This window comes from Pseudomonas sp. UBA4194, assembly GCF_002379585.1.
Lineage (GTDB): Bacteria > Pseudomonadota > Gammaproteobacteria > Pseudomonadales > Pseudomonadaceae > Aquipseudomonas.
The window spans coordinates 1-12,865 of the sequence record NZ_DFUE01000038.1; the positions used below are offsets into that span (position 1 = coordinate 1).

Below are 12,865 nucleotides of genomic sequence, written 5' to 3' on the forward strand. Positions count from 1 at the left end.
TGGTGGGGCGGTCTGTAGGGCTGGGGTGAGGGGACCATCCACCGCAAAACTCACGTCAAACCCCACCCCCTACCAGAGCCTCCCCAACCGATAAGGCCCCACCCCATCCACCTGTCCATCCACCAGCGCCGCTACCCTCTCCGCCGTCACCGCTGCCTGGGTCAAACCCAGATGCTGATGCCCGAACGCAAGCAGCACCCGCCCGTTACCGACCCGATCAATCACGGGCAACGAATCCGGCAACGACGGCCTGAACCCCATCCACGGCGTGGCCCCTTCAGCGCTCAAGTCCTCCGTGAACAAGCCCTTGCTGAGGGTGTGCAACTGCCACGCGCGCTGCATGTTCGGTGGTCGCTTCAGCCCTGCGAACTCCACGGTGCCTGCCAGCCTCAAACCGTCGGTCATGGGCGTCATGATGAAACGCCGCTCCAGGGAGGTCACCGCGAAGGGCAGCCGAGCATGCTCGTTGGGCAGCATCAGGTGGTAGCCGCGCTCGGTGTCCAACGGCACCTGCTTGCCCGTCAGTGCTGCGGTCAGGTGTGCTGAATGGGCGCCGCACGCCACCAGGACCTGACGTGCGTTCACTTCACCGCGATCGGTGATCAACGTCACCCCTTGAGGCCCCAGCCGGCCCGTGTGTACGTGGTGCTGCAGAAAACTCACACCCCTGGCCGTGGCACTCTCCATCAGCGCCCCGACCACCCGGTACGGATCCAGAAAATGCCCCGTGGCGGGAAAGAACAATCCGCCCTGGATTCGCGCGCTCAGTTGCGGCGCAGCCTGGCGCACCGTGTCGGCCCGCCAGACATCGACAGGCACTTGCTGCTCGCCCATCCGTGTGCGCAACGCCTGTAGCGCCGCTTCGGATTCGGGCCGTTCGAATACCAGCAGCGAACCGTCCTGCCTGAGCAGCTGTGGCTGACCGATATCGGCCAACAACCGTTGCCAGGCCGCCAGGCTGTGCTCATTCAATGCGCGAATGCCCGCCACTGAACGCTGATAAGGCGCCGCGCGCAGGTTCAGCAGCAGGCGCGTGAACCAGGGCAGGGCGTGGGGCAGGTGGCGCCAGTCCAGGCGCAGCGGACCCATGGGGTCCGAGAGCATGCCGGGCAGGCGCCGCACGATGGAAAAGTCTGCAATCGGAAACACCTGCTCGGTGGCCAGGTGCCCGGCGTTGCCATAGGACGCGCCACGACCGGGTTCCTGCTGATCGATCAGCACCACGCGCAGGCCCTTGCGTGCCAGACGCAAGGCGCACGCAACGCCTATGATCCCGGCGCCGACCACGGCGACATCGGCCACAGGCGCGGTAGGCGAGGAGGGGATGGTGGCCATTCAGGCGACGTTCTGTTCTGCCGACCAGTTCGCGTACCACTGGCGGAACAGGGCGTACTGGGTTTCGGCGTAATGACGCTGAGCGTCGCTCAGCGCATCGGTTTCATTGAAGTGCAGGCGGTACTCGCTGTCGCCGTTGAGTACCATCAGGTGCTTGTAGAACAGCACCAGGTCATAGCCTTCGTCGAATGACGACAGCACCGCCAGCGCTCCCTCCAATTCCAGGGCCAGGCGGCGTGCCTTGGCATCGCCCAGCGCCGCCTGTTTGCTCAGCGAGATCAGTTGCAGCACTTCGCGTGGCAGCGCATTGCCGATACCGGTAATGGCGCCGGTGGCGTTGCAGTTGACGAAACCGTGCACCACCTGGGTGTCGACCCCCACCATCAAGGTGACGTCGGGGTTGCCGGAAGTGATGTTCTCGGCGGCGTAGCGCAGGTCCGCGCCGCCACCGAATTCCTTGAAGCCGATCAGGTTGGGGTATTCACGGTGCAGTTCGAAGAACAGATCGGCGCGGGTGGCGAAGCCGTAGTAGGGGCTGTTGTAGATCACGGCAGGCAGTTCGGGCGCTGCTTGCAGAATCGCCGCAAAGTGCGCCTTCTGCGCCGCGGGTGAACCACCCCGCGAGAGCAGCCGCGGAATTACCATCAGGCCTTGTGCGCCGACCTTGGCGGCATGGGCCGCATGGGCGACGGCTTCACGGGAGTTCACCGCGCCGGTGCCGACAATGGTCGGCACTCCGGCGGCCACCAGCCTGCCGACGCCTTCCTGGCGCTGGGCCTCGGTCAACAGCGGCCAGTCGCCCATGGAGCCGCAATACACCACCGCGCTCATGCCGATATCCACCAACTCACGGCCCTTGGCGACCAGGGCGTCGAAATCCGGCTTGCGCTCGGCGGTGCAGGGGGTCATCAAGGCCGGGATGCAGCCGGTGAAAATGCTCTCGCTCATGGGGTTCACTCCTGGAAAAGGTCAAAGGGTCAGCGGGGTTCAGATGCCCCAGGCAAACGGGTCCTGCTCATCGATCAACAGGGTGCTGTCGGCGGTCATGTAGGCGCGGCCAGTGATGAACGGACGAATGCACTCGCCGTGCTCATCGCTACTCCGTTCGTAATAGCCCTCGAACTGGCTGCCGGTAATGCTGGCCTGCACCCAGCGCTTTCCCTCGGCCAGCTTGCCGTCGGCCGCCAGGCACGCCAGCTTGGCGCTGGTGCCGGTGCCGCAGGGCGAGCGGTCGTAGGCCTTGCCGGGGCACATGACGAAATTGCGGCTGTCGGCATCGGCGTCGTCGGCGAACAGTTCGATGTGGTCGATCACGGCACCGTCTTCGCCGTGGATGCCTTGCTCGCGCAGGGCACTGAGCATGGCCCAGGTGAGCTGCGTGAGCGCCTCGACGTTATCCAGGGTCAACCGCCGCCCATGCTCGGTCACCAGAAAGAACCAATTGCCGCCGTAGGCGACATCGCCCAAAAAACGGCCGTGCCCAGGGACTTCCACCGCCACCTGGTGGCGATAGCGGTAGGAAGCAACGTTGCCCAGGGTGACTGCGCCGTCGTCGTGCAGGGTGGCGCTGACCGGCCCTACGGGTGTGTCGATCTTGTGCACGCCAGGGCCGATCAGCCCCAGGTGCTGCAACGAGGCGATCAGGCCGATGGTGCCGTGACCGCACATGCCCAGGTAGCCACTGTTGTTGAAAAAGATCACGCCACAGATGGCATCGGGCGAAGTGGGCTGGCAATACAGCGCGCCCACCAGCACATCATTGCCACGGGGCTCGAGCAGACACGCGCGGCGCCAGGCGTCGTGCTGGTCACGCAGCTCGTCGCGCTGTTGCGCCAGGGTCTGACCGGTCAGGGCGGGAAATCCCTTCATCACCAGACGTGTGGGCTCGCCGCCGGTGTGAGAGTCGATGACGTGTACCTGTTTCATGAATCGGTCCTTGCAGCCAAGCCGCCGTCAGGCAGGCGATGGCCCTAGAGTGCGCCGGCCGAGGCCGGCTCCGATTGATGGTTTAGGTCGGGATGGATGACGAATTCAGCACAGTGGATCAGCAGGCGAACACGTGAAATCACGTGTTTGCCTTGCAGTTGTCGATTATCGCCATGGGTCAAGGCATCACTCGTGGTGCGGCTCCCCCAGGAACGTCAGCGATGCGAAATAACTCAAGCGGTCCAGATCAGGATCGTTGCTCACGGCTTGTTTGGTCTGCGCTGCAATCACATTCAAACCCTCGTTGCGCACGGTGAGGGTGGCATGGCCCTGGGCATCGGTCTTGGCCGATACCGTGTGCGGCGCGTTGCGGTAGTCACCAATAACCTCGATGCCGGCTGCCGGTTTGCCGTCCAGCAACACTTGTACCGTCAACGGCTTGCCCGGCCCTACCTGGAGCGCATCGCCCTGGGGCAGGATCACGAACTTCGCTGCCTCTGGCACAGCCAGCTTTGCTCGCGGCTGGTAGATCGCCAGGCTGTACTTGAGCGACTGTGAAGCTTGCAATGCCCCCGGTACCTGCTGCTTTGGCAGGTTGACCCATTGACGGTCAGGCTTCTGCGTCCACACGCCATTGTCCAGCACCACCATCACCGAGGCCGGTGCGGAATCAGGCTTGACGCGTGCGTGGTCACTCCATTTCGTAATGCTGGAGGCGAGCGGCTTGCCGCTCACATCGAACGCCCAGGCCTGACGGACCTTGTCCGGTCCGTAAGCGTCATCCTCAGCGCCATGGCCGTAGATCACTTCAATATTGCCCCGTCGTTCTTCGATCCACAGGCCGTGGGCGTGGACGGTCGAGTGCAGCAATAACCCTCCGGCAACAAGCAGAGTACGAACAGAGTGACGCATGGAACAGCTCCTTGAAGGTGTGATGTTGGCAATACGCAGCGGATGAGGCCTGCCACGTCTGCCGATAGCCGAACGGTTGGGAATCAGGTATAACGCCAACCGTTATAACATAACATTAAATTCAGGGGGAGGTTCTTCATGTACGCATCAATCGCTCGCGGTCGGGCGGGCGCATTTGCCCGGGCAGTGGTTACCAGTGGGGCTTTCTGCGCCGCCGCAGCGGCGCAGGCCGAGAGCCCGGCGATCACAGAGCTGGAAGCCATCGAGGTGTCAGGCGAACGCAACGGGCTCCAGGCGTCAGGGTCGCCCGGCCGCACTCAGGTCAGCAATGCGCCTCAGAGCTTGCCTGCTGCGGTCAGCACCGTGACCGCCGAGGAAATCCGCACCCTCAATGTGGGCCGTGACATTTCCAACATCTACCGCCGCGTTCCCGGCGTACTGGCCAACAATATCGACCAGGGGGATACCGGCAACGGCTTCAGGATGCGCGGCTTCGCCACCCAGGGCACCCATGGCGCCGACACCGCCGTCTATGTCGATGGCGTGCCGCAGAACATTCCATCCAGCCAGGGCGGCGCGGGTCATGGCCCGGTGTTTCTGGAATGGTTGACGCCGGACATGATCAGGCAGGTCAACGTCATCAAGGGGCCGGTCTCGGCGTTGTATGGCGATCAGAATCGTGCGGGGGCCGTGGATATCCAGACCCTGGATGGCGGTGACGTGGCTTCGAGCATCGCCGTCGATGTGTCCAGCTACAAGGGGCGGCGGTCGAGTCTGGTGCTGGGCGGCGAAAGCCAGGGTTTCGAGTCGTTGTTCGTCGCCGATCTGTACCGCGCGGATGGCTTTCGCCGAGCCACGCAGACCACTCGCGACAACTACTTCTGGAAGCTCAGCAAGGTGATAGGTGAGGCCAAATATTCGGCACGCTTCAGCCATTATCAATCCGAATCCGAGGCCGGGGGCTACCTGTCGTTACCCGCCTTGCAGGCCGGGCTGAGCCCGCGCTCCACGCAGTTCGGTTTGCCTGGGTTTGGCGATGCCAAGCGCAACACCTATGTGTTCAATCGAGCGCCGGCCGAGGGCGAGGGGGGATTCTATGCTACCGGTTACTTCGAAGACTTCGAACGCTCACGGGCCATTACCACCAGCACCAGCCAACACACGTTCGGCAAGGATGATCGCCATATCTACGGCGGCCGTGCGGCCTACAACTTCGTTCAGGGCGACAGCGCCTCGTTGACGCTTGGCGCCGAAGCCCGGCGCGACAACGGCGATGCCTACCGCCAGCAATATCGCTTCAACCAGCCCACCGCCAATTTCATCAATGATTTCGACATGGATCTGATCACCTATGGGCTGTTCGCCCAAGGTCAGTTCAAACCCGTGGAATCGGTAAAGTTGCTGGCCGGCATTCGTTACGACCGGTTCGATTACGACGTCGACAACCTCAAGTACCCAGGCGCGAGCAGCGGCTATCACAGCTCGGTGACCACCCCCAGATTCGGTATCGTCTGGGCGCCGGTCGACAGCCTCGAACTGTTCGCCAACGTGGCCCAGGGCTTCCGCTCGCCGGCTGCCGAACAGATCAGCGCCGGTGCCAGCACGGCTCTTCCCTTGGGCCAGCCTGGCGGTTTGGCCAATGACAGCATCAAACCGACCAAGGTCAAATCCTACGATGTCGGATTCACTGTCAGGCCGTTTGAGCATTTCTCCAGTACCACCGAGTTCTTCTACATCCAGAACCAGGACGAAACGGTGCAGACCGCGCCTGAGGTGTACCAGCAAGTCGGCGATACGACCCGCCGCGGGGTCGAGACCAGCTTCAATTACCAGCTGACCTCCACGGTGAGCACGTACGCCAGCTATGGCCGAATCATCGACGCGGTGGTCAATAACCCACCGGTCGGCACCGGCGCGAAGTTGACTGTGCCCGAGCACACCTACAAGGCCGGTGTGCAGTACCGCGACGGCTTCATGGGCGGGCAGATCACCCTCAATGCCGACGCCTACCACCTGGCGGGCATTCCCTACTACGTGGGCACGCCGCAGACACAGGAACGTGATATGCCGGTCTACACCCGCTATGACCTCAAAGCGACCTATGACTATCAAGACTACGCGTTCAGTGTGTACGGCACCTTCCAGCCCCATCGTTATGGCAGTGAAGTGGCGTATGGGACGTCCGCAGGCTTGCTGCTGTCGCCGCAGCCATCGACGATTATCGGGGCTTCGATGAAGTATTACTTCTAGCGCCAGCTCGACTCACGTGAATAGCGTAATGGCACCAGTCAGCAAGGTGACCCCGGTCATCAACAGAGAAAGCAATACCGCCCATTTGATGGTGGTTTTCTGAAAGTCCCCCAGGTCTCGGTCGATCATCCCCACCAGCAGTAGGGTGGAGGCTACCAGCGGGCTGATCTGGTGAACCGGTTGGCCGAGAACCGACGCCCGAGCGATTTCGATCGGGCTTATACCGTACGCTGCCGCAGCATTGGCCAGGATGGGGACTACGCCGAAGTAATAGGCGTCATTGGAGAGCAAGAATGTCAGCGGCATGCTGGTGATTGCGACGACCAACGGGAACAGGTGCCCCCACGAAGGAGGAATGGTATTGACCAGCAATTGGGCAATGGCGTCGACCATTTTGGTGCCGGAGAATATGCCGGCGAACACCCCGGCGGCGAACACCAGCAGCACCACTACCATGGCATTGCCGGCGTGGGCGAGCATCCGCTCTTTCTGCAGATTCAGCCGGGGGTAGTTCATCACCAGGGCAATGACGAACCCCAGCAGAAAACTGATCACCGAGTGCAACGCACCGGTGACCAGACACACCATCACCGTCAACACCAGAATCAGGTTCGGGATGACCATCTTGGGATTCTTGTTTTCGCCATGGCCAACGATGGATTCGATGTAACAGTCGTCACCACCGCTGGACAGGTTCACCACGCCAATGCGCTTTCGCTCCCGCCGACCGAGCACGAACGCGGTATACAGCACGCCGAGGGCACCGACGGCCATGGTGGGAAGCAGTGGTATGAAGTACTCGGCCGCGTCCAATCCCAGCACGGCGATCACACGGGTTGCGGGACCACCCCAGGGGGTCATGCCGCCCATGACGCTCAGTGACAGCACACAGACGCTGGCCAGTATCATCGGGTTCATGCCGATGCGTTTGTACAACGGAAGCATGGCTGCGCAGGTGATCATGTAGGTCGTGGTGCCGTCGCCGTCCAGTGCGGTGGTCAACGAAAGCAGCGCCGAACCGATGGCGATCTTTACCGGGTCACCGTTTACCTTGCGCAAGATCATCTTGATCATCGGGTCGAACAATCCGGCGTCGAACAGCACACCGAAGAACAGAATCGCAAACAGCAGCAGGGCCGCCGACGGCGCGACCATCTTGATGCCGTCGAGCATCATCTTGTCGGTGGTCAATGCAAAGCTCGCGATGACCGAGAAGACCACCGGCACCACGATCAGCGCAACGATGGGTGAAAGCCGTTTCGCCATGATCAGGTAGGTAAATACCACGACCATCGATAAGCCGAGAAATGCCAACATGTCAGTTACTCTTGTTTTTATTTGAGTGCCGCCGCTGCGCCGGATCAGGATTGCCACAGGGGGTTGATCATCAGGTGAAACACGGCCGGTCAGTCGGCGACGGTGGCGCCGACGATGCCGTGACGTTCCAGTGCCGCGGCAACGAAACCGCTGGCCTTGGCCCGCTCGACGAATCGTCGCAATTGCTCGGCTGCGTCCTCGCCGTAGCTGCGCGGTAGACCCATCGCCTGACGTATCTGCATGAAGCGGCCGGGCAATAACCGCAGGCCGGGAAACCGCTTCGCATCGAACTCCAGTTGCTGTCTCACACCGGCTGCGACCTCTGCGGCCTGGGCCACGAACGTGTCGACAACGCTCGGCGAAGTGGCGGCACGAGTGATCGTTGCAGCGTTCAGTTCACGGGTCAGGTACAGGTCATAGGCACTGCCTTTGCCCACCACGACAGTCACGCCTGGCTGATCGACCTCATCGTTGTGCTGCAATGGCGAGTCATCACGCACCAGGTAACAGCCCTCTATCAGCACATAGGGTTCGGTGAAAGCGAGTTGTTCGCCACGCACGGGGTCAATCGCGAAGAAGCCGAAATCGGCGCGGCCGTCCGTGACTGCGGCAACGGATTCTCCGGCACTCTTGAACACCTGTAGCGCCACTGACACGCCGAGCTCAGCGGCAAAGGCCTGGGCCAGATCTACGGAAACACCTACCGCCGCGCCAGCTTCGTCCAGCCGCGCCAGGATTGGGTTTCCGACGTTAATGGCGGCGCGCAATGTGCCGGTCGGGGCGAAGAGGGCGGTCAATGCTGTATTCGATTGAGTCATGTCCATGCCCCTCACGCTGTCCGGCTGGCATATTGATCCAGCAGGGCCCGGGTGGCCGCATCGACCGGTACGCCTTCCTGCAGGTAGCGCTGCATTTTCTGCAGCTCTATTTCGCCAGGTACCAGGACAGGGGCTACTCGGTCGATGGCGGGGCTCTGGTGCAAAATCGATGCGAAGTCGGTCATCCGCGCTTTCAGCCAGTCGCTGGAACCCAGCCGGCGGGTGTCCACCAGGATGAAGAAGTGCCCCAGGTTCTGCGGCTCATCGGGCGCGTCGACCCACGACTTCACATGGGTCAGGTAGGCCGCGTCCGATAGCAGCCCGGCCAACAGATCGACCACCAGTGCCAGGCCATACCCCTTATGGCCGCCAATCGGTAACAGGAAGCCGTCCAGGGCGGCGCGCGGGTCGGTGGTAGGTCTGCCCGCGGCGTCGGTCGCCCAGGTCTCGGGAATAGGTTGTCCAGCCTTGAGCGCATTGCGAATTTTCGCGCGAGCCACCACGCTCATTGCCATGTCCAGCATGAAATGATTGCCATCGGGGTTGGGTACGCCAAAGCCCAGTGGACTATTGCCCAGTCGCGCATCACTGCCACCGGACGGCGCAATCGTGGTTGTGGCGTTGCTGCCGATGATGCTGGCAAACCCTTGTTCGGCGGCTATGTAGGCATACGGTGAGATGGGCCCGAAGTGGTTGCTGCCCCGCGCCAGTACCAGGCTGATGCCGAACTGCCTGGCCAGTTCGATGCCGGCTTCCAATGCAGCCATGCCCACCAGCGGGCCGACCGCGTTGCGTCCGTCCACGCGCGCTATCGCTGGGGCGATCGTCTCCACCAGCGGGTCCGCCGTGGCGCTGATGCCCCCCGATTCAAGCCGCTCGCCGTAGGACTCGATACGGCTCAAACCGTGGGTGGTCAAACCGAAAAGATCCGCCAGTACCAATACCTGGGCCACTTTCTGGGCAGCAGGCTCGGTCAGCCCCAGTCCCTGGAATGCCTGACGCCCAAGTTGACGAAGTTCATCGACGGGCGCGGTAAGAAGTTCTTTCTTATTGTTCATTCACATGTACTCGCGTTCATCCGGTCAGGCAGGCGTCGCCCTGCGCAATAACTCGGCGGTAATTGAAATAGCTGAAAGGTCATGACCCATCCGGTGGGTTCGGATGTGGCTGCGAGTTGACAGATTGGCGAGCGGGCATTAAAAAGTAAATTGCAAATAAAAGTGTTATCTATGAGTGAATCGCATGAATTTCGATCTGGCTGACTTGCGTGGTTTTCTCGCGGTCGCCGACCACGGCGGGTTCAGCGCCGCCGCCAAAGCGTTGCACCTGTCCCAGTCGGCACTGTCGCGGCGTGTCGACAAGTTGGAACAGGCGCTGGGTGTACACCTCTTCGACCGCACCACCCGACGGGTCGAACTGTCCACGGTCGGCCGAGGGTTCGTACCCAAGGCGAGGAACGTTCTGAACGAACTCGACCACGCGCTGATCGGCTTCCACGACCTTTCATATCGCCTGTCCGGAGAAGTGACTATCGCCTGCGTGCCTTCTGCGGTGGCGTACTTCTTGCCGGATGTGATCCGCCAGTACCACGCGAAGTACCCTGGCATTCGTATTCGGGTCAACGATGAGTCGTCATCCGTCATCCTGACCGTCGTGGCCAGAGGTGAAGCCGACTTCGGGCTGACGTACATCGGTACCCAGGACCCGGAGATTGTCTTCCAGCCCTTGCTGGAGGAGGCGTTCGTTGTCGCCCTCAGGGTTGGTCATCCCTTGGCCAAGCGCAAATCGCTGACCTGGGATGACCTGTCCAATACCGATTACATCAGCCTGGCGCAGGGAAGTGGCAACCGCTTTCTGATCGACCAGGCTCTTGCCCAGCGCGATATCCGCCCTCGGTCATTCTGTGAGGTCAAGCACGTACCGGCACTGGTCAGCCTGGTAGAAGCGGGACTGGGCATAGGCGTGGTACCGAAGCTGGCAATGCCGAGCAATGGCCACGCCACGCTGATCACTCGCCCACTGAAAGATCCTTCGATCAGCCGGACGCTGGGGCTGATATCCCGACGGGGCAGGGCGTTGTCTCCGGTCGCACAGCTTTTATTCGATCTCTTGATGGGTATTCGCAAGTAGACGAAATTGGGCTCGGCCGTGGTGGACGGCGGCCAGGTGATCACTTCGCTCTACCTTTCGTCCGCTCTCCCGAGCAGACAGGCAAGCCCAGGGTCAACACATCACCGAACGTTGTGTTCAGGAGATGCCGATGAAAACCCTCATGACCTCAATGGCGTTGTTGCTTGGCATGGCCGGCACCCAGGTAATGGCCGACACCTCAAACCCTTTGGCTGCCGAACGCTGGAAGTCTCGACCATTGATCGTGGTGGCCCCCAACGACCGGGATGAGAGCTGGCGCACGTTTCAGGAAGAGTTGATGCAGCCTGCCAACCGCGAGGCCTTCATCGAACGGGAAATGGTCCTGTACACCGTGATCGACGGCGTCGGCCAACGAAATGGCGAGCCATTGAGCCCACAAGCCACCTTGGCGCTCTTGAAGAAGCTGGATGTAGAACCTGGTGGCCCGACCCGCTTGCTGCTGGTAGGCAAGGACGGCGGCACCAAGATCGACCAGCGCGCTCCCCTGGATGCCAGCGCGATCTTTGCCACCATCGACAAGATGCCCATGCGCCAGAAGCCGTGACTCTCAACCTGGGTACCGCAGCCAGATTGCCGGGGACTCCACTACGGGGATCTGGGCGGGCTAAACCGTCGATTCAGTCATGCGGTGCGGCGCAACAACCCCTGCTGCACCCGCCAGACCAGGTACCCCGCCACCAACGTGGTGGCGCTCAGCACGTAACCGACCACTTCGAAGTGCTGCAGCTTGCCATCGACACCGATCACCACCACATGCCCGGCCAGCAATGCGGCAAAGCCCCCTGACAGCTGTTGGATGGCCGAGCTTACGGCATTGAACGCACCCCGGTGGGAAGGCTCCGGTACGCCGGCCACCATGGCCTGGAAGGGGATAAGACGGGAGAAAATCCCCACGAACAGAACCGCGTTGACCAAGATCACCCAAGGCAACGGCACGTTGGACAGGTGCGTGTAGATCGTCACCATGACGATGGTCAGGGCGCTGCCGACGTAGAACACCGGGAGTTTGCCGAACCCATCGCTGGCGCGGCCGATCAGCGGGCCGGTGACAATCGTGCACAGGCCGGTAAGCAGGTAGACGGTGGGCAGGCTGGCGGTATCGATGCCCAGGTTGTTGACCGTGAATGCGCTGCTGAACGGCATCAGCATGAAGCCGCCCGTGGTGAGCAGCGCAGTGGCGGCAAAGGCCGCCCAGTGCTGGGGCGTGGCCAGCGTGTTGAGCAGGTGCCCAAAAGCACTGTGTTCCTGCTGGGCTGCGAGGTGGCCGGTAACCGGGCGCATCGTCAACAGTATGACCAGACCGCCGGCGGCACCCATGGCCGCCAGCAGCAGGAAGGGCGCATGCCAGCCCCAATGGTTGGCCAGATACAGGCCAACAGGAAGACCGAGCACCTGGCTGGCGGCAAATGCGGTTTGAATCACGCCCATGACGCGCCCGCGCGATTGCGGCGCGAACAGGTCGGCGGCGATTGCCAGCACAATCGAGCCGATCACCCCGGCGAACAGGCCGGTCACTACCCGCGCGAGTAGCAACGTTTCGAAGCTGTTCGCCAAGCCGCACCACAAGGTGCCGACGACGAAGCCGCTGTAGAAGAACAGCAGCAGTTTCTTGCGATCGAAACGATCGGCAAAACCCGCGGTGAGCAGGCCGGAAACGCCGGCGCTGAAGGCATACAGGCTGACCACCAGACTGAATTGCTGGGCCGTCATGCTTAGCGCCGGCATGATCATCGCGCCGAGCGGGGCCATGAGCATGAAGTCGATGATGACGGCGAATTGCAGGGTCGCCAGCAGGCCAACGACGAATTTTTGATAGCGGCTGAAGGGCGTCAGAGCAGGGACTGCGGTGATCATCGTTGGACTCGAGCAGGAGTTGGGGGGGATGCGAGCGCCTCATCATGGGCGAAAACCACCGGCTAAAACACCCCTGTAGCAGCGGATTCATCCGCGTCGGGCCCCTCGCGCAAATGGCCCCTGGGGACCTGCGGTGAATGGTCCCCTCACCCCAGCCCTCTCCCTGAGGGAGAGGGGGCCAAGAGCAGATCGCGGTGTGACGGATGCCGGTGATCGGCCCCACTTTCCCAGGAAGAGGGAGAGGGCCAAGAGCAGAACGCGGTGTGACGGATGCCGGTGATCGGCTCCCTCTCCCCCAGCAA

11 protein-coding genes are annotated in these 12,865 nt (G+C 62.0%); 3 read left to right on the forward strand and 8 right to left on the reverse strand.

The genetic code is table 11. The features are described from left to right. Nucleotides 1–69 precede the first annotated feature (69 nt). The 4 genes from B3397_RS09735 to B3397_RS09750 all read right to left on the reverse strand — a co-directional run bounded on the left by B3397_RS09735 (nt 70) and on the right by B3397_RS09750 (nt 4,173). Nucleotides 70–1,335 (reverse strand): NAD(P)/FAD-dependent oxidoreductase, encoded by a 1,266-nt coding sequence (locus B3397_RS09735; protein WP_296249456.1) that lies wholly within the window; start codon nt 1,333–1,335, stop codon nt 70–72. Next, on the reverse strand, nt 1,336–2,283 hold the full coding sequence (locus B3397_RS09740) for a dihydrodipicolinate synthase family protein (protein ID WP_296249458.1): 948 nt from the start codon (nt 2,281–2,283) through the stop codon (nt 1,336–1,338). Between the two features lie 39 nt (nt 2,284–2,322). Continuing rightward, nucleotides 2,323–3,261 carry a 4-hydroxyproline epimerase gene (locus B3397_RS09745; protein WP_296249460.1) on the reverse strand — a complete coding sequence of 313 codons (939 nt, stop codon included), beginning with the start codon at nt 3,259–3,261 and terminating at the stop codon, nt 2,323–2,325. Nucleotides 3,262–3,447: 186 nt separating this feature from the next. Next, entirely contained in the window at nt 3,448–4,173 is a 726-nt protein-coding gene (locus tag B3397_RS09750) for a DUF4198 domain-containing protein (RefSeq protein WP_296249462.1), read from the reverse strand. 138 nt (nt 4,174–4,311) lie between these two features. On the opposite strand from B3397_RS09750, the gene B3397_RS09755 reads away from it, so the two are divergent. Beyond that, entirely contained in the window at nt 4,312–6,423 is a 2,112-nt protein-coding gene (locus tag B3397_RS09755) for a TonB-dependent receptor (protein ID WP_296249464.1), read from the forward strand. 12 nt (nt 6,424–6,435) lie between these two features. On the opposite strand, the gene B3397_RS09760 is transcribed toward B3397_RS09755, so the two are convergent. The 3 genes from B3397_RS09760 to B3397_RS09770 form a co-directional block, all read right to left on the reverse strand. Beyond that, the gene (locus tag B3397_RS09760) at nt 6,436–7,761 is read right to left on the reverse strand and encodes a citrate:proton symporter (protein WP_349679022.1); all 1,326 of its coding nucleotides are present in this window, start codon (nt 7,759–7,761) and stop codon (nt 6,436–6,438) included. Between the two features lie 68 nt (nt 7,762–7,829). Then, complete coding sequence (locus B3397_RS09765) at nt 7,830–8,558, reverse strand: ABC transporter substrate-binding protein (protein WP_296249468.1); 729 nt, start codon at nt 8,556–8,558, stop codon at nt 7,830–7,832. A gap of 11 nt (nt 8,559–8,569) precedes the next feature. Further along, nucleotides 8,570–9,616: an Ldh family oxidoreductase gene (locus B3397_RS09770; protein WP_296249471.1), complete on the reverse strand. Its 1,047-nt coding sequence runs from the start codon at nt 9,614–9,616 to the stop codon at nt 8,570–8,572. Between the two features lie 184 nt (nt 9,617–9,800). Here B3397_RS09770 and B3397_RS09775 point away from each other — a divergent pair, with 184 nt between their 5' ends. After that, entirely contained in the window at nt 9,801–10,688 is an 888-nt protein-coding gene (locus B3397_RS09775; protein ID WP_296249477.1) for a LysR family transcriptional regulator, read from the forward strand. A 130-nt stretch (nt 10,689–10,818) separates the two neighbouring features. Continuing rightward, a complete protein-coding gene (locus B3397_RS09780; protein ID WP_296249479.1) occupies nt 10,819–11,253 on the forward strand; it encodes a DUF4174 domain-containing protein in 435 nt (144 codons plus the stop codon). A gap of 77 nt (nt 11,254–11,330) precedes the next feature. On the opposite strand, the gene B3397_RS09785 is transcribed toward B3397_RS09780, so the two are convergent. After that, a complete protein-coding gene (locus B3397_RS09785; RefSeq protein WP_296249481.1) occupies nt 11,331–12,563 on the reverse strand; it encodes an MFS transporter in 1,233 nt (410 codons plus the stop codon). Nucleotides 12,564–12,865 lie beyond the last annotated feature (302 nt).

What these genes read in the sequence shown, in the direction of transcription:
- B3397_RS09735 (WP_296249456.1), bottom strand. Translation starts at nt 1,335, where the DNA reads ATGGCCACCATCCCCTCCTCGCCTACCGCGCCTGTGGCCGATGTCGCC.
- B3397_RS09740 (WP_296249458.1), bottom strand. Translation starts at nt 2,283, where the DNA reads ATGAGCGAGAGCATTTTCACCGGCTGCATCCCGGCCTTGATGACCCCC.
- B3397_RS09745 (WP_296249460.1), bottom strand. Translation starts at nt 3,261, where the DNA reads ATGAAACAGGTACACGTCATCGACTCTCACACCGGCGGCGAGCCCACA.
- B3397_RS09750 (WP_296249462.1), bottom strand. Translation starts at nt 4,173, where the DNA reads ATGCGTCACTCTGTTCGTACTCTGCTTGTTGCCGGAGGGTTATTGCTG.
- B3397_RS09755 (WP_296249464.1), top strand. Translation starts at nt 4,312, where the DNA reads ATGTACGCATCAATCGCTCGCGGTCGGGCGGGCGCATTTGCCCGGGCA.
- B3397_RS09765 (WP_296249468.1), bottom strand. Translation starts at nt 8,558, where the DNA reads ATGACTCAATCGAATACAGCATTGACCGCCCTCTTCGCCCCGACCGGC.
- B3397_RS09770 (WP_296249471.1), bottom strand. Translation starts at nt 9,616, where the DNA reads ATGAACAATAAGAAAGAACTTCTTACCGCGCCCGTCGATGAACTTCGT.
- B3397_RS09775 (WP_296249477.1), top strand. Translation starts at nt 9,801, where the DNA reads ATGAATTTCGATCTGGCTGACTTGCGTGGTTTTCTCGCGGTCGCCGAC.
- B3397_RS09780 (WP_296249479.1), top strand. Translation starts at nt 10,819, where the DNA reads ATGAAAACCCTCATGACCTCAATGGCGTTGTTGCTTGGCATGGCCGGC.
- B3397_RS09785 (WP_296249481.1), bottom strand. Translation starts at nt 12,563, where the DNA reads ATGATCACCGCAGTCCCTGCTCTGACGCCCTTCAGCCGCTATCAAAAA.